Raw genomic sequence first — 18,892 nt, forward strand, 5'->3', positions numbered from 1 at the left:
ATCGGCGTAAAAAGATTTTTTCTGGGGGTACTATTTTAAAACCGCCGTCACATTCTGATATGTTTTTTGTTCCCACTACACACGCCAAGCCTTCTTGATATCTAGCCAATAGTGCCGACTAAAGTCACACAAAAACAAAACGCCCTCGTAATCTATCGTTTTTTTCAGGAGCCTGTACATGAATAGCCTGGACAGCCTAATGCGTTCAATCTCCGAGGCATACGATCTACACATAAAACACATGGAACTCATTTACGACGCAGTCAACAAAATATTCAGAATAACCAACGACAACGATTCGTTGATTCTCAAGATCTTCAATAAAAGAGACCATTCAAAACAAAGAATCTCTTTCGAAAGAAAAATCACATCTTATATATCATCCCACCAACCCAACAGCATCAATCCAATCCTTGCGAAAGCCCAGATAGAAAAAACCTACCTATACGAGAACCAGTTTTACTATGGCATTCTCACTCGTGAGTGCACTGGCAACCCGTACCTTAAAAATGCCGGAGCTCTGTCAGACGACTATCTGTTTGGCCAAGCACTATTCACATTGCATCACATTCCACCACCCCCATTCAGAAACCCAAAACACGATACCAGTAACGTTAAGCATCTAATATCAAAGCTTGGAAGCCCCAACCGTTCCCAAAAAACCATTCAATTAAAGGAAATCATACAAACCTTACACAACGATATAAATCTAACTACCCTATCCCATACCGAGTGTATGATGCGTTGTATTAGCCACGGAGATGCCTGGCCAGGAAACGCACTTTATTCTTCTAATGCGTGCACCCTGATTGACTTTGAGCACACCAGAATCTCTGACCCGGCATTTGATGTCGCTACGTTCATCTGGTGGCTCACGGGGAGCGAACACACGGAGTTAGAAAAACTCAAATCATGGAAAAAATTCATCAATGGATATGGTGAGTCTATAAAACAACTAATCAACAACAGCACACCAACACTAATAAAAACCAACCAACTAAGAAGCCTTATCTTCTTACACAACAACATAATCATTAACAAAGAAATACTTGAATACGCACAACACCAAACATTTCATCTACTAGATAAATTAACCCCACACCTAAAAAGCGAGCACCTACTAGAAGCCCTGTGGAAAAAATAATAAATGCAACCATCTCTGATATCTCATTGCTTGCAAAAACACTTACATACCTTTGAAACTTGTTAGCAAAATCACTCTCACTGCCCATTTCGTAACTTTCTTACACTTTGAAATACCTTGTTGCGTATCGTTACCTCCCCACCTAACATCCTTACTGAACGGGAACAGCGGAGCTGTCCAATACACCCCGAATTCAAGGAACCAGAATGACCCAACGCATCCAACGCAGCATCGACTCCCCGCTCCGAACCGGTTTGAACCGCGAAGAGCTCTGGGAGGCCGGTGACAAGGGCCTGATCAAATGCTGGGAAGTCGGCCGCCAGCGCGCCGCCCGATTCCCCGACCTCGCCCGACAGTGCCTCGCCGGCGAGCTGCCCGTACTGGGCTGGAAAGGCGGCGTCAGCCGCAGCCTGAAGAAACTCGAAAAATATGGCTCCCTTAAATACCTCGCACAGTGGCAAGGGTTGCGTGGGGAAGATCTGGATGTTGATTTGAGCGAAGAGCGGGCGCTGACTTGCTCGCGAACCGGGATGGTGGTGACGTTCACGCCGGATCGGGCGAAGTATTTCAATCAAATAGCGGAAGTTGAATCCTAGGAGCATGGACAATGGTCGATTTGCATCAGGAATTTCAAAACAGTGGATTCTTCCACGAAGCGCGCATTGATAGACGTTCAGCCGACGCACTGGTAGGCATCGCGGCTGGACTCGCTGCCGATGGCAGGATCAACCAACAGGAAGCCGAGTTTCTCAAGAGTTGGATCGAGGTTCATTTGTGTCATCTGGGTGATCCGGTCGTGAACATCCTCTATAAACGCCTCTCCAACATGCTGAGTGATGGCGTGCTGGACTCTGAAGAGTCGGCTGAGCTACTGGACATGCTGCACCAGTTTTCAGGTATCCCGGTTGGCTCTGACCAGATCTTCACAACACCTTGCAGTCTTCCACTCGATATCCCTGCACCCGCACTGAACTGGATTGATCGGGTTTTTCTGTTCACCGGCGTTATGGCTTACGGTCCGCGCAAAGAATGCGAATCGCTGATAGTCGAACGCGGCGGTCTGATTGGTGGTTCGGTCAGCAAAAAAATCAACTATCTGGTGGTCGGCAGCATCGGAAACGATCAATGGCTTAATAGCACTTATGGCACCAAGATCAAAAAAGCCGTTGAACTGAGAGAGAGCGGTGTTCCTATCGCGATCATCAGTGAAGAACACTGGCAAAGGGTGCTGTTCGGGTGACACAACTTTGGGCGCCAAGGGAGGTACGATGATTGAGCATCCACTAAAGACCGTCCGCACGACACAACTCGACATTACCTACGAAGAACACGGCCCCGCCACTGGCTACCCGATCATCCTGCTTCATGGCTTTCCCTATTCGCCACGTGCCTACGACGCAATCGCCCCCGCTCTCGCCGCTACCGGTTACCGCGTGATCGTTCCGTATCTACGGGGTTACGGCCCAACACGCTTCATCAACGCTGATACGCTGCGTTCCGGTCAGCAATCCGCCCTTGCCCAGGATTTGCTTGAGCTGATGGATGCCCTTTCCATTAAACAGGCGTCTCTCTGTGGCTACGATTGGGGCGGTCGGGCGGCGTGCATTGTGGCGGCACTGTGGCCGGAACGGGTGCGCTGCCTGGTTACGGGCGATGGCTATAACCTTCAGGACATCCCCCATTCGACACTGCCTCTGGCTCCTGAGTCCGAGCATCGCTACTGGTATCAGTACTATTTCCACACACCTCGTGGCGTCGCGGGCCTGACTGAAAATCGCCGCGCTTTGTGCGAATTACTCTGGAAACTGTGGTCACCCACCTGGGCCGACAGCGCTGCACGCTATCCGTTGAGCGCCCCGGCCTTCGACAACCCGGATTTCGTCGACGTTGTGATTCACTCCTACCGCCACCGTTATATGTATGCCCTTGGCGATCCAACGCTGGAATGGATGGAGCAGGCCCTGAGCAAACAACCGGGCATCAGCGTACCGACGATTTCCCTGTGCGGTGCCGATGACGGTGTCGGGCCAGCGCAAGACGTCGACGAAGATATCGGGCATTTCACCGGCCCCTATGAGCGCCGGATCTTGCCGGGCGTTGGCCACAACATTCCCGAAGAAGCACCAGACGCCACACTCAAGGCACTACTGGATCTGCTCCAACACTAACCGAAAACCGCTCCCGATAAGCCTGTGGCGTCACGCCCATGGCCCGCAGGAAGCTGCGGCGCAGGGTTTCTTCGCTGCCGAAGCCGCATTGCACCGCCACCCGTTTGATCGGCACGCCGGTATCGCTGAGCAAACGCCGCGCGGTTTCGACGCGGATCAGTTCGATGGCCCGGGCCGGGGTCTGGCCGGTGTCGGCGCGGTAGTGGCGCACGAAGCTGCGTTCGCTCATGCCGGCCTGCAAGGCCAGGGTCGGGATGCCCAGGTCGTGGGTCAGGTTTTCGCTGATCCAGGCGTGAAGTTCGTCGAAACGGTTGCCTTCCTGTTGCAGTGACAGGGTCACGCTGAATTGCGACTGGCCACCCGGACGCTTGAGAAACACCACCAGTTGCCGGGCGACTTCCAGGGCCATGGTGCGCCCCAGATCTTGTTCGACCATGGCCAACGCCAGGTCGATGCCGGCGGTCACCCCGGCCGAGGTCCAGACCGGGCCGTCGTTAATGAAGATCGGGTTGGGCTCGACGTGCAGTTGCGGGTGCTGCTGCGCCAATTGCTCGCAACGGGTCCAGTGGGTGACCACGCGCCGGCCGTCGAGCCAGCCGCTGGCCGCCAGCAGGAACGCACCGGTGCACACCGAGGCAACCCGCCGGCAGCCATGGGCATGTTCGCGCACCCAGGCGACCAACGGCGCATCTTCGGCCGCTGCGTAGACACCCCAGCCACCGGCGATGATCAGGGTATCGGTGCCCTCTTCCGGTAATGGTTCGGCCAACAGCGCCAACCCCGCCGACGACATCACCGCCCCGCCGCCGCTGACAATCACTGTCGGTGCATAGGGCGGCGGCAGGCCTTGCTGGCGGGCAATGTCGTTGGCCGAAGCGAAGACCTGCAACGGCCCGGTGACGTCGAGCAATTGCACGTTGGCGAAAGCGAGCACATGGATGGTTTTCGACATTTGGCGTAATTCGTGGGGATATTGGCGTATACGCCAAAGCCTACGAGCCTAAAGTCAAACCGTCCACCCACTTCACGAGAAAAACACCATGACGTTGCAGATCGGTTTTCTGTTGTTTCCTCAGGTGCAGCAACTGGACCTGACCGGCCCTTACGACGTACTGGCCTCGCTGCCGGATGTGAAAGTGCATCTGATCTGGAAAGACCTGATGCCGGTCACCGCCAGCACCGGCCTGCTGTTGAAACCGACCACCACTTTCGACGATTGCCCGGCACTGGACGTGATCTGCGTGCCCGGTGGCAGCGGCGTCGGCCCCTTGATGGAAGATGACCAGACCCTGGACTTTCTCAAGGCCCAGGCCGCCAACGCCCGGTACGTCACGTCGGTGTGCACCGGCTCGCTGGTGCTGGGCGCGGCGGGATTGCTCAAGGGCAAACGCGCCACCACTCACTGGGCGTATCACGAACTGCTCAAGCCACTGGGTGCAATTGCGGTGCAAGACCGGGTAGTTCGCGACGGCAATCTGCTGACCGGTGGTGGCATCACCGCCGGTATCGACTTCGCCCTGACCCTGGCCGCCGAGCTGTTCGACCAGGCCACCGCCGAGCTGGTGCAATTGCAACTGGAATACGCCCCAGCCCCGCCATTTACCGCGGGCAGCCCGGAGACGGCCCCGGCCAGCGTGCTGGAGGAGGCTCGCCAGCGGGCTGCCGGCTCGTTGAAACTGCGGGCGCAGATCACCGAGCGCGCGGCGGCGAAACTCGACCGACAGTGAAAAAATGGCGGCGGGAACCCGGTGCCTGCCGCCACGATGTTTTCACGCACCCACAAAAAAACCCGCCGAAGCGGGTTTTTCCAAGACCATGACGACTCCTTGTCGTAGCGTTCCTTGCATATGGTCGATCATCCATGATCCTGAGCACATCCTGTGCTTCAGTGGGTAAGGCCAGATTACGCTTCGGATCCAATTTGTAACAGACGATATCACTACCATCGCGTGTAAGACATTCGCTATAAACCACCTTCCGAAAACCCCTGGACGCCTCAGGTTTCGAGCCAGCTTCAGCCACTCAGTTGTTCGTGGGACTTGGCATTGTCGATCAAAAACTGCTCGATATTGTTCATTTGCTCTTCCCAACCGCGACTGTCCATGCGGAAAGCCTTTTCGCGACGGGCCTGGGGAACGTGATCGAAACCGGACTCGGAGACCTTGAGCAACGTGCCTTCGTCCATGTCTTCGAGTTCGAATTTCACCAGGGTGGTGGGTTCCTGGGAGTAATCGACTTCAGGGTTCACGGCATACGGGTGCCAGCGAAACGAAAACAGTCGCTCCGGCTCGACCCGCTCTACCAGTACATTCCAGCGCAAATGCTCATAACCGGGATAGGTAATCTGCCCCTGGGTCCACTCGCCTGCCACAAAGCGCTTGCCCTCCAGCGCCACGCCAAACCACTGTCCGAACATTTCGGCATTGGCCAGCACACGCCAGACCTGCGAACGCTTGGCCTTGAGCAGGACTTTCCTTTCGATGCGATCAGATGCTGGGTTCATAAGTCACCTCCTGTACTTGAACAGTAGGTCAGTAAGACCACAAGACCAACTTTAAAGTTGTACCAATGGGAATATGCAATCAACCACGCCTGAGATATTCGGTCGCATTTGCGCGGATAAGTTCTGGGGCAATCGCAAAGTCAGAGGGCGAAACGGCTAACGTTCCGTCTCGAAACAGCATCGAAAAGGATAGCGACATGAACAACCTGCGCGGCAGTTGCCTGGGTCTCTCGGCGCTACACTGCACCTCTCTTTCGGTCACAACGAGCACTCCAGCATGAACCCACGCTTACTCTTGGCACTGACGCCCCTGTTGTTCACCTCCATGGCGTTCGCCGTGGACTGCGAAAACGCCAGCGACCAGGCGACGATGAACCAGTGCGCGGCGCAGCAGCATGCGGCCGCCGACAAGGAATTGAATGCGCTGTACCAGCAGATCACTTCGCGGCTCAAGAGCAACCCGGACGGCAAGAAGCAGTTGGTGGGTGCGCAGCGGGCGTGGGTGGCGTTCCGCGATGCCGAGTGCAGGTTCTCGGCGTCCGGGGTGGAAGGCGGGAGTGTGTATCCGCTGATCTACGGCAACTGCACCACGGAGCTGACCAAGGCACGGGTTCAGACGTTCAAGCAGTACTTGAAGTGTCAGGAGGGGGATTTGAGTTGTCCGGTGCCGGGGGTTTGATTTTTGCTGTTTTTGCGGTGTTTTTGAGGGCCTCTTCGCGGGCAAGCCCGCTCCCACAGGGTTCAGGGGTGTTCACACGATAGTGATCACACTGCATATCCACTGTGGGAGCGGGCTTGCCCGCGAAGGCGTCAGTTCAGGCGCGGCAATTACCGGACAAAAATCTGCGCCGTGGTAATCGCCATGTCCCCGCCCGGCAGCTTGATGCTGCCCGTTTGCTTGAGGCTGTCGGCATCAAAGATCGCCACGTCGTTGAAGGTTCCCGCCAGGTAGATCTTGCTGCCGTCCTTGTTGAAGGAAATGCAGTAGTACGAGTGATCGAGCGTGGCGGACTGGAGCATCTTCTTCTGTTTGATGTCGTACTTGGCCAGGCGGTTGAGCACGCCGAACATCAGGTTCGGGTCCTTGGGCGAGCGCATGCCGCTGAAGTAGATTTCGGTCAAGGGCCCGAAGTCGGTGGTTTCGGTCTTGCCGGTCTTCAGGTCGACACTGAACAGGCCGTACAGGTATTCGGCGGTGGCCGGGTCCTGTTTCTTGTCCTTGAACTTCGCCGCGGTGTACAGCAGCGAGAAGTCATGCCGGTACGTCTGCTGGTTCCACACGTAGAGCACGTCCGGCGCGCTGTAATTCGGGCGCTTCCAGTGGCGGCTGGGGATCAGCACGTCGAACTTGCCGGTATGTACATTGACCTTGTAGACGTCCGCCCCGGCCACGTATAGCGTGCCGTCGTCACCGCTCTGCATGATGGTCAGCTGGCGCGGCGCCGGGAAACTGCGCACAGGCTTGGCGTCCATGCCGGCGTCGGTCTTGTACACGTCGAGCCGCGGCTGCTGCACTTCGTAGCGATCGTTCATCATCAGCGTCGGGTTGGCGACGGTGTACAGCTCCTTGCCGTCGTGGCTGAGGGTGAAGGCGAACATCGAGCGCGCTTTTTCCCCCGGCTTCTGGGCGATGCTGGCGTGGAACACCTGCTTGCAGTTGTCCAGTTCGACACCGTAGACGTCCGCATAGTGATTGTTCAGCACGTAGGCGGTCTTGCGGTCCGGCGACAATTGCACGGTGCCGGGGCCGAAGGCGTCGGGCATCTTGCAGGTCTTGAACAGGGTGTCGGTGGCCAGGTCGATCACGTGCAGGTTGTTCGGGTAGTTGGTGGTCAACATGTACTCGTGACCATCTTGCAGTGCGGTGTTTTCATCGGCCAGAACACTGACCGAACAGCTGCTCAGAACGGCGAACGCGGCCAGGCCGCAGGCTTTGATATTACGCATGCTGGAATCCTTCTTCTGTGATCACTTGTCTTTGGGGAAGACAGTGCCGAGGTTGCGCCAGTTTTCGTTGGACGCCTGGGCATCCTTGTTCCAGTCCGGGTAGGTGCTCATCATGTCGGGCACCTGGGCCGGCCACCAGCAGGGGTCGGAGCAACCGTAGAGGTCGGCTTCCATCGGCTGGCACAGCGACGACACGCCGCCAAACGCATCGATTTCCCAGCCCGGATCGGTGGTTGAGGCACAGCCCGCCACGGAGCTCATGGCCACCACTTCTTCAATGCGGTTCTCGTCCGCGGCCTGATCCAGCTTCAACGCTTTGTTATTGATTGCCTTGAGATGTTTCATATCAGTGAGCCTTGCGCGGAGTGATGTAACTGCTGATGAACGCAGGGTTATTGGCCATGATCCGGGTGTAGACCTCGATGCCGAAGTCGACCCAGTCACGCATCAGTTCGCAGTAGTGATAGGTCGGGTGGGTCGGATCGCCGTAGCGGGCGTAGCTCTCGTGGTAGCAGCCGCCGGAACACAGGTTGCGGATCTGGCAGTCCTCGCAGCCGGTGTTGGTGCGGTCCAGGCGCTGGGACAGGAAGTCGTTCAACTCCACCTGCTTCACACCGCTGTGGACGTTGCCGAAGGTCGGCAGGCTCGAACCGGTAAAGCGGTGGCACAGGTTCAGCTCGCCCTTGTGATCCACCGCCAGCATCTTCAGGCCCGCGCCGCACGGCAGGGCTTTCTTGTGGCCTTCGTGGATGTCGGTGATGAGCTGGTGCAGGTTGGAGAAACCGATGTTGCGGTGCTCCAGCGCCGCTTCCAGATAGCGTCGACCGAGGGCCTTCATGTTGGCGAACACCTGCACCAGTTCATCGCTGGTGAGGTTGAAGCTGCTGATGTCGCCGGAAGTCACCGGGGCAAAGCCGACTTCGGCAAAACCCAGTTCGTTGAACAGGTGATCCCAGATGGTTTCAACATCGGTCACGCCGGTGGTCAGGGTCACCCGCGCACCGACCGGACGGCTGTTGTAGCGCGACAGCAGCATCTCGGCCTTGCGCCGCACCACGTCGTACGTGCCCTGCCCGCCTACGGTGATGCGGTTGCGGTCGTGCACGGTTTTCGGCCCGTCGATGCTCACCGACAGCCCGAAACGGTGGGCGTTGAGGTAGTCCACGGTTTCTTCGGTGAGCAGCGTGGCGTTGGTGGTCATGACGAACTCGACGAACTTGCCCGCCTCGCGGAAACGCCTCTCACAGTAGTCGACCATGTACTCGATCAGCTTGCGGTTGCTCAGCGGTTCGCCGCCGAAGAACACCACGGTGAAACGCTCTTCGTCCGGGGATTCGCGCAGCAGCATTTCCACCGAGGCGATCGCCGTTTCGACGTCCATCTTCTTGCCCGCCGACGGCTTGTCGAGGTCTTCCTTGTAGCAGTAGGTGCAGCTCAGGTTGCAGCCGGTGTTGACGTTGAGCACCACGGTATTGATCGCCGTGCGCTCGACGCGCTTGGTGGCGATGTCCGGAGTCAGCGGCGAACCGTCGCTGACCAGTTCCAGGGCCATCAGCTCGCGCAGGGTCTCGGTGATTTCCTCGCCGCTGAAACGCGCGGCCAGGCGCTGGATCAGGTCGTCCGAGGAACAACCGGGCCCACGCAAGGTGTCGATGATGGTCCCGGTCAGTTCATCGCTGGCGAACAGCGAACTGCTGGGGATGTGAAACAGCATGCGGTCGGCATCGACCTGCACTTCGTGCAGGTTGCGTTCGACCAGATTCAATATGGCGCCCATAACCAACCTCCTGTGCAGGCCCCGCTTGGCGGGGCTTGCGGTCATTCCAAAAAGTGTCTGTAGCCTTGAAGCTGTGTTAAGCCAAGGACAGCCAACTCATGGAATCGGTGGATTGTTCCAGCGTTGCACGGTGACGATCATGTGGCCTTCGCCGGTCAGGGATTGCCCTGCGTCGTCGACGGCGGCGATCACCTTGAGGTTGCCGGCATTGTTGGTGGACATCTTGCGCGCCGGGTTCGGCCCGGCATCGCCCGGGGTGAACACGCCGGTGTCGGCCTGCATGGTGCCGGCAAACTTGACGTCTTCGTCTTCCTTGGCGCGGTCGTCGAAGGCTTCGACCTTCCACTGCGCCGGGAACACGCCGATGCGATATGGCTTGCCGTCGGAGCCCTTGCCCCAGGCTTCGGCGTCAAAACGGCCCTGGACTTTCGGCGTCGAACCACCGCCCTCGCCGATCCGTGCCACCGAGAATTCCGGCACCACCTTGACCGAGGCGATCTTGCTGTACACCGACAGGCTCGGGCCTTTCAGCGTGCCGACACTGACCGCGCGCACGCCCGGCTGGGCATTGGCCGTCGCCTTGAGCTTGACCTTGATCCGCTCGGGGCTTTGCTCGACCACTTCGAGCACTTCCACGCCTTTGCCGAAGTCCGGCTTGCCGGTCAGGCCGCTGCCGATCAGGGTGACTTCGGTTTCGCTGCCGGCCTTCACATAGCCCGGCTGCACCGCCAGCAACCGCTGGGAGCCCTGTTTGGCGGCGACGAAGTCCAGACCGCGCTCATCGTGCTCGGCCTCGAACATCCGGCCCTGCATCGCATTGCCTTGGGCGGCGAACACCTGGCGCATGATCACGCCGTCGATCGTCACGTTGCCGCGCCATTCATAGCCGGTGTAGAGAATCGCGCTGCCGTCGCCATTGAACGGCGTGCCGTCGGCGTATTGGCCTTTGACGCTGACCTTGAAAGTGTCGCTGCCGTCGGCGGTCACGCTCATCACACCGGCCAGTTCGCCCTTGCCGGGCAAGTGCCCGCTGAAGCTCCAGTCGCCCACCAGCGCCTCGCTTTTCGGCGCCGCGCCCTGCCATTTTTTCCAGGCCGGGTTATCCAGCGGATAACGCTTGGCCAGCAACGGCACCATTTCTTTACGGGCCAGATCGAACCAGTCGCGGTCACGGGACAGCGCCTGGTACTCCAGCGACGGCCATTGGCCGAGGTGGAAGTTCACCAGGCGCTCCCACTCCTGGGCCGGACGCCGTTGCAGGGCGACCCGCGCACCGGAGTGGCAGCGGCCGCACATCTGGCTGGTCTGGTCGTCGAAGTGTTCGACGGTGTTGAGCCTGCGCTCCAGCGCATAGCGCACGCCGTCGGTCTCGCTCGGCGCAAGGCCCTGGGTATCGGCCAGGTATTTGACCAGCGTTCGGCGGTCTTCATCGCTGATCTGCAAACCGTGCATGGTCTGCATCCGGGCGATGCTCATCAACCAGCCTTCCGGCGTTTTGCGCTGGTGGCTGATACGGCTCAGGGCGTTATCGGCTTCGGGGGTGTGACAGCCCTGACAGGTTTCCTTGAGGATGGTCTGGGCGTCGCGGGCTGCCAGGCTATGAGGCGAATGCAGCGCTACACAAGCGGCTACGGCCAGCAGGCTGGCGCTCATGCCTGATCGGAGTTTTCTCTTCATCAACGTCGAACCTCGCACGGTGCGTTCTTATTGTTGTGGCTTATCGTTTTTATGGTTTCTGCCGTCGGCGGTGAACCGCTGACGGAGGCAAGAGAAACGTCTGCGATGAGCAATACACGGAGCGTGCCAGCTTATGAATATTTCAATGAATCAATGACTTGCCGATAAAAGCCGGTGTTTTGCCAATCGTGTCGTCTGCGTTCCACGTTCAATTTCGCGACAACTGTTTCAACCTGAGACAAGCATAGGATCAAGATCAAAGGATCGCAGCCTGCGGCAGCTCCTACAGGTGAACGTTGCTCCTTCTGTAGGAGCTGCCGCAGGCTGCGATCTTTTGAACTTCACCATGCGTCACCGGCGTCTCACTGCGTCGCAATTTGCGACGCATGCTCCCCCTTTTTACCTTGGGTCCATAACCCGCAAGCCCCGCTAAACCGGCTCTTGCCTCCCAATAAACATAACTGGCACAACCGTTGCGAATGACCTCGCCACACGAACAAGACGAGGTTTCATCATGTCGCTCCCAAACCTGCTTCCCGCCACTTCGGCATTCATCCAGCGTGCCCCGAGCATGCTCATCGGCGGTGACTGGGTCGAGGCCGCCGATGGCCAGACCATGCCCCTGCACAACCCGGCCACCGGTGAGGTGTTGTGCGTGGTGCCACGGGCAACGCCGGAAGATGTCGACCGTGCGGTCCTCGCCGCCCGCCAGGCGTTCGACGATTCGGCCTGGACCCGCACCCGCCCCCGGGAGCGGCAGAATCTGTTATGGAAACTCGCCGACCTGATGCAGCGCGACGCCGAGCTGCTGGCGCAACTGGAATGCCTGAACAACGGTAAAAGCGCGGCGGTGGCCCAGGTGATGGACGTGCAACTGGCCATCGACTTCCTGCGCTACATGGCCGGCTGGGCGACCAAGATCGAAGGTTCTACGGTTGACGTGTCGGCACCGCTGATGCCCAACGACCAGTTCCACAGTTTCATCCGACGCGAAGCGGTGGGTGTGGTCGGCGCCATCGTCGCCTGGAACTTCCCGCTGTTGCTGGCCTGCTGGAAACTCGGTCCGGCCCTGGCCACCGGTTGTACCGTGGTGCTCAAGCCCGCCGACGAAACCCCGCTGACCGCGCTGAAACTCGCCGAGCTGGTGCTGGAGGCCGGTTATCCCGAAGGCGTGTTCAACGTGGTCACCGGTACCGGCATCACCGCAGGTTCGGCCCTGACCCACAACCCGCTGGTGGACAAGCTGACCTTCACCGGCTCCACCGCCGTGGGCAAGCAGATCGGCAAGATCGCCATGGATTCCATGACCCGGGTCACCCTGGAGCTGGGCGGCAAATCGCCGACCATCGTCATGGCCGACGCCGACCTGAAAACCGCCGCGGCCGGGGCCGCCAGCGCGATCTTCTTCAACCAGGGCCAGGTCTGCTGCGCAGGTTCCAGGCTGTATGTGCAGCGCAAGCATTTCGACAATGTGGTGGCGGACATCGCTGGCATCGCCAACGCCATGAAACTCGGCAACGGCCTGGACCCGAGCGTCGACATGGGGCCGTTGATCTCGGCGCGCCAGCAGGAGCGCGTCTACGGCTACATCGAAAAGGGCCGGGAAAGCGGCGCGACCATCGCCTGCGGTGGTGAGCAGTTCGGCCCGGGGTTCTTCGTCAAGCCGACGGTGATTGTCGACGTCGATCAGAAGCACTCACTGGTGCAGGAAGAAATCTTCGGGCCGGTGCTGGTGGCCATCCCGTTCGATGACGAGGCCGATGCCCTGCGCATGGCCAACGACAGTCCGTATGGATTGGGCGCGAGCATCTGGTCCAACGACCTGGCGGCGGTGCACCGGATGATTCCACGGATCAAGTCCGGGTCGGTGTGGGTCAACTGCCACAGCGCCCTGGACCCGGCGCTGCCGTTCGGCGGCTACAAGATGTCCGGGGTCGGGCGTGAGATGGGGTATGCGGCGATCGAGCAATACACCGAGTTGAAGTCGGTGTTGATCAAACTGTGAAACAGTTTTTGTAGGAGCTGGCGAAGCCTGCGATCTTTTGATCCTCGGTACGTTTGAGGCAGCCAAAAGATCGCAGGCTTCGCCAGCTCCTACGGTTTGAATCCCTGCCCCATCAACCAACTCCTGACCATCCTTCCCTGTTCAGCCGTCAACCCGGCCAACACCTGCTCAGCCGATTCACTGCGCAACCGCCGCACCAACGCCGCCACTTCAACCCCCTGCACATGCCAGATGCCCAACGGCTGATCCGCCGTGATCACCACCTCGGCCTCATCGACCAGCCCATCACGCAACACCGGCGCCCGCTCAATCCTCAGCCCATTGAAATCCGCCTCGGCATGGGCCACCTCGGCGTCCGGCCAGTTCCGTCGCGCCTGCCAGAACGGCTGATCCGGCCAGCGCTGCTCATCGGCATAAAAATCCCGGCCGATCCGGGCAAACCGCAAAAACAACTGTTCCACCCGCTGCTGGTGGAAACGCTGGGCCAGAGCCGTTCGTTCGGGTTTGCACAGCAGCGTGTTGATCACCGCCGGTGCCTGCAACGCCGAAGACAGGGACTGAAAGATCCCGTTGCCCGACAACGGGTCCACCGCCATGGCCGCATCGCCGACCCTAATCCAGTTTTCGCCACACACCTGCGGGCTCAGAATCGCTGTGCTGCTGCGGGCGTGCAGCTGTAGATCAGCTTCCGTTTCGCCGGCAAAAAATGCCGTGGCAAGCTTCGAACCCTGGCGCCGCTGCTGGCAGTATTCGAGCAACATGGCCTTGCCCGGCAACCCGGCGCTGGCCACGTCCACCGTCCATTGCCAGTAACACTGGCCGTCGGCGCGCCGCGCCATCCATGCCCAGCCGTCCTTTAGGCTTTCCACGGCGCTGGCGGTGCTGCCCGGCGAGCCCTGCCAGCGATTGAGCAGGCTGACCGTCTCGGGCCCACGCATGCCCTTGCCGATAGCGGGGGCCTGACGTCCTCGGGCTTCCACGAGAAACGGCGCGAGCAACGGTTCGCGGCCGTCGATTTCGATTCGATGACCATTGGCCGATGACTGAACCGTCAGCACCCGGCCTTCGATCAGCTCGACCCCCGCCAGGTGCAAATCCTCACGCAGGCCTCGATCAAAAACCGGACGGTCGAGCAAGTATTCGATGTTCTGCGCGTGGTGTTGGCCATTCCAGCTCACCTGGCGTTGAGAAGGCAGCGTCGCCTGCGCCAACGCCTGATGCAGGCCCGCGCCGCGCAAAGCCTCCAGCACCCGCACGGACACGCCTTCGAGCGCCGCAAACCGGCGCCATTCGCTGATCAGCGTGACGCCATGGCCCAGTCGCCGGAGTCCCAGCGCGACAGCGGCGCCGGCTGGCCCGGCGCCCAGAATGACGATGTCGGTCATGGTCCGAAACGCCGTTCAGGGCCACGGTAGCGGGCATGGTCGCGCAACCACTCGATGACTTGCGCGTTGCTGGCGTCAGGCTGTTCGGCGAGGAACCCGGCGATGTGCCCGCTCAAGGCGGCACAACCGAGGCTCGCCCCGGACTGCCCCGGGTAGGTGCCATGCACACAGGCGGCGAAATCCGCCTGGGCGCTGTTGAGCCACGACCATTCCTGCTCGGCGCACCGCGCATCGCCGGTCACCCGCACCACCTGCGGATAGTTTGCCGGAAACACGCCTTCGCCCTGGGCCGGGCTCGACGCACACAGCAACACGCCCCGCGCCACCGCCGCCGCGCAGGCCGCGCGCAACAGGCTGCGATCCTGGCGCAGGCCAAGGCTCAGATTGATCAGTCGCACGTCCTGCGTCAGCAGCCAGTCAATCGCCGTGGCGATCTGCAAGGCGCTGGTGACACCGCGCTGGTCGAACACCTGCGCCACGCAAAACAGTGCCGAGGGTGCTCGCCGGCCGATCGCCTCGATCACCGCGCTGCCATGCCCCAGCGGATCTTCGCGCAAGTCGCCCTCGGCCAGGCCGTCTTCAAGCAATGAAAAGCGCCGGCCGGCGATCACTTGCACCCGTTGTGCCGCCGAGTGGCCGCTGTCCACCACGCCAATGCGCAACTCAGGTTTCATGCAGCACCGTTTTCGAGGTCAGCACGCCGTCGAGCAATTCGAAGCGCAGATCGGCATCGGCCAGGGTTGAGGGGCGATGGCTGATCAGGATGCGCGTACGCCCGGCAAACAAGCGGTCGATGGCGTCGATGACTTCGCGCTCGGTGGCCTCATCCACCGCGGACGTGGCTTCATCGAGCACCAGGATCAAAGGGTCTTGCAACAGCGCCCGGGCAATCGCGATGCGTTGCTTCTGCCCACCGGACAACTGCTGGCCCCGCTCGCCCAAGGGGCTGTCGAGACCTTCGGGCAAGGACTCGATCAGGCTGTCGAGTTGCGCCAGTCGCGCTACGTCGGCAATCGCCTCGCGGCTGGCATCCGGCACCGCGTAGGCCAGGTTGTCGGCGAGGCTGCCGCGAAACAACACGATGTCCTGGCTGACGATGGCGATGCGCCGACGCAACTGGAACAGGTCCAGTTCGCGCAGATCGACGTCGCCCAGCAGTACCCGGCCCGATTGCGGATCGTGATGACGTTGCAGCAGATCGATCAGGGTGGATTTACCCACGCCCGAGCCGCCGCTGAGGGCCACTTTCAAACCGTAGGGAATCCGCGCTTCGATGCCACGCAGGGTCAATTGGCGGCCGGGATGGGCGAAGTGCACGCTGTCGAACCACAGATCGCCGCCAGTGGGCATCGCCCGTGGCATGGCGGGTGTCAGCACGGTCGGTTGTTCGCCGCGCAACTCCATGACCCGGCCGAGGCTGACGGTCATCCGCTGGATCGCGACGTAAAGCCCGAGCAGACTCTGCACCGGCCCCACGGCCATGCCCAGGTAGGTGGAAAACGCAATCAGGGCGCCGAGTTGCCAGGTACCCTGCACCACCCAGTAACCGCCGATCAAGAATGCGCAGGCCCGGGACAGCGAGGTCAGGGTACCGGGCACGGCCTGGGTGAAAAACTCGGTGACTTGCAGGCGCAGCAACTGACTCATGTAGCCTTGCCCCAGCGTCTCGAGGCGCCGTGCTTCGCGTTGCTGTTGACCGGCGGACTGGATGAACTTCATCACCGGCAGGGTCTCGACCATGAACGACGACATGTCCGCCGAACGCTCGCGCAACTGCCGTACATCGCGCTCGACCTTGCGCCGCATCCAGCGCAGCCAAAGGACATCAAGGGGAATCAGCACCAGGGCCAGCAGCGAGAGTTTCCAGGACAAGGTCAGCAGCATCGCCACGGCCACCACCAGGCCGATCACGCTGGACACGGCCGAGAACAGCGAGTCCACGGCAAAGCGCTGGATTTCCGCGACGTCACCATCAAGGCGCGACATCAGGTCACCAATGCGCCGCTGGCCGTAAAAGCTCGGCGACAGGGTTTGCAAGTGTCGGTACAGGTCATCGCGCAGGGCAAATAGCATGCGCCCGGACAGGCGCGTGTGCAGGTAGCGGTTGATGCCCGAAAGCGCCGTGCCCAACAAGCCGGCAACGATCATCAGCCCGGCGATCAACACCAGCATCGGGAAGTTGCGCGCCAACAGCCCATCGTCGATCAGCAATTTGGTCAGCCACGGTTGCACCAGCACCAGCGCCGAGGCGCAGACCGACAAACCCAGCAGCCCGGCAATCGCCAGGCGATGGGGTCGCACAAAGCTGTACAGCCAGCGCAGTGACGCTTGCAGCGCCTCGGGGTTCTGGCTGTCGATCAGCCGAACGATCAGGCGCTGCATCACGAACGCAACTGTTTGAGCTTGCGATACAGGGTCGCGCGGCTGATGCCCAGGGCGTCGGCGGCGGCCGAGACGTTGCCTTGGTGCGTGTCCAGGGACTGACGAATCAGCTCCAGTTCGTTTTCCCGGATGCTGCCGGCCTGGGGCCGTTCGCTGGCGGTCAACTCGTCGAGCATGCTGTCGGGCAAGTGGTCGAGGGTCAGCACGGTGTCACCCGGTTCGCGCATGGCCAGCGCGGTGCGCAGGACCATCTCCAGTTGGCGGATGTTGCCCGGCCAGTGATAGCCGCTGAGCAAGCGATCGAGATCATCGTGCAGGACCACGGCGGGTGCGCCCAGTGTCGTCAGCATGCGAGTGACCAGCGCGCCGAAATCCTCGCGTTCGCGCAGGGCCGGGAGCATCACGCTGATGCCGTTGACCCGGTAGAACAGGTCCTCGCGAAAGTGTTTTTCTTCCACCAGACGCTTGAGGTCGCGGTGGGTGGCGCAGATCAGCGCGACGTCGATGTCCTGCTCTTCGCCAGCGCCCAGGGGCGCGACCTTGCGATCCTGCAACACCCGCAACAACCGGGCCTGCAAGGCCAATGGCATGTCGCCGATTTCATCGAGGAACAAGGTGCCGCCATGGGCCTGCTGCAAGCGCCCGACCATGCCGCCCCGGCGTGAACCGGTGAACGCGCCTTCGCGGTAGCCGAACAGTTCCGACTCGATCAGGCCTTCGGGAATTGCCGCGCAGTTCACCGCCACGAAAGGTTTGTCGCAGCGCGCTCCGGCCATGTGCAGGGCGCGGGCAATGACCTCTTTACCGGTGCCGGTTTCGCCCAGCAACAAGACCGGCAACTCATTGGCCAGACCTTGACGGGCCATGCGCAAGGCACGGGCGTAGCGGGTATTGCTGCCGGCCAGCGCCTCCAGATCCGGTGGCGCCTTGGGTGTTTTCGCCGCGGTGCGCGGCGGGCTGCTGACGTTGATCGAGCGTTGCGGCGCGCGCAGGGTCTTGTAGAAGAACTCACCCTTGGCGGTCTGCAGACTGCCGGCCCCGCCCTGATGCAGACGCGCCAATAACTGCAGGCCATCGACGCCGAGAAACTCCTCGCAGCGCCGACCGATCAGGGCCGAGCGCTCGGCGTGAAGCAACTGGCAGGCCTGGGCGCTGACCGCGAGGATCTGCCCGCCGAGGCTCACGGCCAGCAGGCCTTGCCACGGGGATTCCAGGTATTGCCTGCGGCTGTGGAAAGCGAGGACGATTTCGTCCGGATAGCTTGAGTTGAAGATGCGGCTTTCGATCTGGCTGACCGCCATGGCCAGCAGTGCAGTGCTGTCGTGGGCTCGGCCGAGCGGGCCTTCGCGGGTCAGGTCGAGGACGCCAAGAATGTCGCCCTGGGGGCAATGGATCGGCACCGACGTGCAGGAAAAATCACTGAGGCGGTCCAGATAATGTTCGCCGCAATCGATCAGGGTCGGCCGGGCTTCGACCAGTGCCGTGCCCAGGGCGTTGGTGCCGCGCACCGCTTCGCTCCAGCAGGCGCCGAGGGTGATGTCCTGCAGGCCACTGCCCTTGAGACGGTCGGCACGGCCTTCGACGGCGAGGATGGTGGCGTCGGAGTTGGCGAGGATGATCAGCCCTTCCTTGCCCTGACGCTCGGCCAGGTAATCGATGGCCGGCAGCGCGGCGTCGATCAGCAAGCGGTTGCTGGCCAGCAGCACGTCGAGGCTGGCACTCGATTCCAGCGCCAGCTCATGCTTGGCATTGAAATGCACGCCATGGCTCAGGCTGCGCCGCCACGAGGCATCGATTTCCGCACGCAGGACGCCATCCGGCACTTCGCCTTCCAGGTGCAGCTTTTCCCGGGCCAGCCGGGCTTCGCGATGCAGTTTGGGGGAGTTTGTTTTTATTGGCGTCAT

At 60.6% G+C, this 18,892-nt stretch carries 17 protein-coding genes; 7 read left to right on the plus strand and 10 right to left on the minus strand.

Annotated elements, in window-relative coordinates:
- Positions 1 to 178: 178 nt before the first annotated feature.
- The 4 genes from ACMDB8_RS19135 to ACMDB8_RS19150 all read left to right on the plus strand — a co-directional run bounded on the left by ACMDB8_RS19135 (position 179) and on the right by ACMDB8_RS19150 (position 3,312).
- Complete coding sequence (locus tag ACMDB8_RS19135; protein WP_409079191.1) at positions 179 to 1,144, plus strand: aminoglycoside phosphotransferase family protein; 966 nt, start codon at positions 179 to 181, stop codon at positions 1,142 to 1,144.
- 206 nt (positions 1,145 to 1,350) lie between these two features.
- On the plus strand, positions 1,351 to 1,740 hold the full coding sequence (locus ACMDB8_RS19140; protein ID WP_056722662.1) for a hypothetical protein: 390 nt from the start codon (positions 1,351 to 1,353) through the stop codon (positions 1,738 to 1,740).
- Between the two features lie 11 nt (positions 1,741 to 1,751).
- A complete protein-coding gene (locus tag ACMDB8_RS19145; RefSeq protein WP_056722664.1) occupies positions 1,752 to 2,384 on the plus strand; it encodes a BRCT domain-containing protein in 633 nt (210 codons plus the stop codon).
- 28 nt (positions 2,385 to 2,412) lie between these two features.
- On the plus strand, positions 2,413 to 3,312 hold the full coding sequence (locus ACMDB8_RS19150) for an alpha/beta fold hydrolase (protein ID WP_056722666.1): 900 nt from the start codon (positions 2,413 to 2,415) through the stop codon (positions 3,310 to 3,312).
- Here ACMDB8_RS19150 and ACMDB8_RS19155 read toward each other — a convergent pair.
- Positions 3,281 to 4,264, minus strand: coding sequence for a GlxA family transcriptional regulator (locus ACMDB8_RS19155; RefSeq protein ID WP_056722668.1), 984 nt, complete (start codon positions 4,262 to 4,264; stop codon positions 3,281 to 3,283). The two genes, ACMDB8_RS19150 and ACMDB8_RS19155, sit on opposite strands and share 32 nt — an antisense overlap.
- An 88-nt stretch (positions 4,265 to 4,352) precedes the next feature.
- On the opposite strand from ACMDB8_RS19155, the gene inhA reads away from it, so the two are divergent.
- Positions 4,353 to 5,039, plus strand: coding sequence for an isonitrile hydratase (gene inhA / locus ACMDB8_RS19160; RefSeq protein WP_056722670.1), 687 nt, complete (start codon positions 4,353 to 4,355; stop codon positions 5,037 to 5,039).
- 287 nt (positions 5,040 to 5,326) lie between these two features.
- Here the strand turns inward: inhA and ACMDB8_RS19165 are convergent, their stop codons facing one another.
- A complete protein-coding gene (locus tag ACMDB8_RS19165) occupies positions 5,327 to 5,815 on the minus strand; it encodes an SRPBCC family protein (protein ID WP_409079192.1) in 489 nt (162 codons plus the stop codon).
- A gap of 277 nt (positions 5,816 to 6,092) precedes the next feature.
- Between ACMDB8_RS19165 and ACMDB8_RS19170 the strand changes: the two genes are divergently transcribed.
- Positions 6,093 to 6,494 (plus strand): lysozyme inhibitor LprI family protein, encoded by a 402-nt coding sequence (locus ACMDB8_RS19170; RefSeq protein WP_056722674.1) that lies wholly within the window; start codon positions 6,093 to 6,095, stop codon positions 6,492 to 6,494.
- 149 nt (positions 6,495 to 6,643) lie between these two features.
- Here the strand turns inward: ACMDB8_RS19170 and peaD are convergent, their stop codons facing one another.
- The 4 genes from peaD to peaA all read right to left on the minus strand — a co-directional run bounded on the left by peaD (position 6,644) and on the right by peaA (position 11,216).
- Positions 6,644 to 7,762 carry a quinohemoprotein amine dehydrogenase subunit beta gene (gene peaD, locus ACMDB8_RS19175; RefSeq protein WP_409079193.1) on the minus strand — a complete coding sequence of 373 codons (1,119 nt, stop codon included), beginning with the start codon at positions 7,760 to 7,762 and terminating at the stop codon, positions 6,644 to 6,646.
- A 21-nt stretch (positions 7,763 to 7,783) separates the two neighbouring features.
- A complete protein-coding gene (gene qhpC / locus ACMDB8_RS19180; RefSeq protein WP_007971075.1) occupies positions 7,784 to 8,107 on the minus strand; it encodes a quinohemoprotein amine dehydrogenase subunit gamma in 324 nt (107 codons plus the stop codon).
- Position 8,108: 1 nt separating this feature from the next.
- Positions 8,109 to 9,539: a quinohemoprotein amine dehydrogenase maturation protein gene (gene peaB, locus ACMDB8_RS19185; protein ID WP_409079194.1), complete on the minus strand. Its 1,431-nt coding sequence runs from the start codon at positions 9,537 to 9,539 to the stop codon at positions 8,109 to 8,111.
- A 96-nt stretch (positions 9,540 to 9,635) separates the two neighbouring features.
- On the minus strand, positions 9,636 to 11,216 hold the full coding sequence (gene peaA / locus ACMDB8_RS19190) for a quinohemoprotein amine dehydrogenase subunit alpha (RefSeq protein ID WP_056722680.1): 1,581 nt from the start codon (positions 11,214 to 11,216) through the stop codon (positions 9,636 to 9,638).
- Between the two features lie 514 nt (positions 11,217 to 11,730).
- On the opposite strand from peaA, the gene ACMDB8_RS19195 reads away from it, so the two are divergent.
- Positions 11,731 to 13,221, plus strand: a complete 1,491-nt coding sequence (locus tag ACMDB8_RS19195; RefSeq protein ID WP_409079195.1) for an aldehyde dehydrogenase family protein — start codon at positions 11,731 to 11,733, stop codon at positions 13,219 to 13,221.
- A gap of 89 nt (positions 13,222 to 13,310) precedes the next feature.
- On the opposite strand, the gene qhpG is transcribed toward ACMDB8_RS19195, so the two are convergent.
- The 4 genes from qhpG to ACMDB8_RS19215 are packed head-to-tail and all read right to left on the minus strand — an operon-like array spanning position 13,311 to position 18,892.
- Positions 13,311 to 14,606 (minus strand): flavin-dependent monooxygenase QhpG, encoded by a 1,296-nt coding sequence (qhpG, locus tag ACMDB8_RS19200; RefSeq protein ID WP_409079196.1) that lies wholly within the window; start codon positions 14,604 to 14,606, stop codon positions 13,311 to 13,313.
- Positions 14,603 to 15,280: a subtilisin-like serine protease QhpE gene (qhpE, locus tag ACMDB8_RS19205; protein WP_409079197.1), complete on the minus strand. Its 678-nt coding sequence runs from the start codon at positions 15,278 to 15,280 to the stop codon at positions 14,603 to 14,605. Before qhpE ends, qhpG begins: the two co-directional genes overlap by 4 nt.
- Positions 15,270 to 16,988 (minus strand): ABC transporter ATP-binding protein, encoded by a 1,719-nt coding sequence (locus tag ACMDB8_RS19210; RefSeq protein ID WP_056722688.1) that lies wholly within the window; start codon positions 16,986 to 16,988, stop codon positions 15,270 to 15,272. Before ACMDB8_RS19210 ends, qhpE begins: the two co-directional genes overlap by 11 nt.
- Positions 16,988 to 18,892 carry a sigma-54-dependent Fis family transcriptional regulator gene (locus ACMDB8_RS19215; protein WP_056722689.1) on the minus strand — a complete coding sequence of 635 codons (1,905 nt, stop codon included), beginning with the start codon at positions 18,890 to 18,892 and terminating at the stop codon, positions 16,988 to 16,990. Before ACMDB8_RS19215 ends, ACMDB8_RS19210 begins: the two co-directional genes overlap by 1 nt.

The sequence above is a fragment of the Pseudomonas monachiensis genome (assembly GCF_047345015.1).
Lineage (GTDB): Bacteria > Pseudomonadota > Gammaproteobacteria > Pseudomonadales > Pseudomonadaceae > Aquipseudomonas > Aquipseudomonas monachiensis.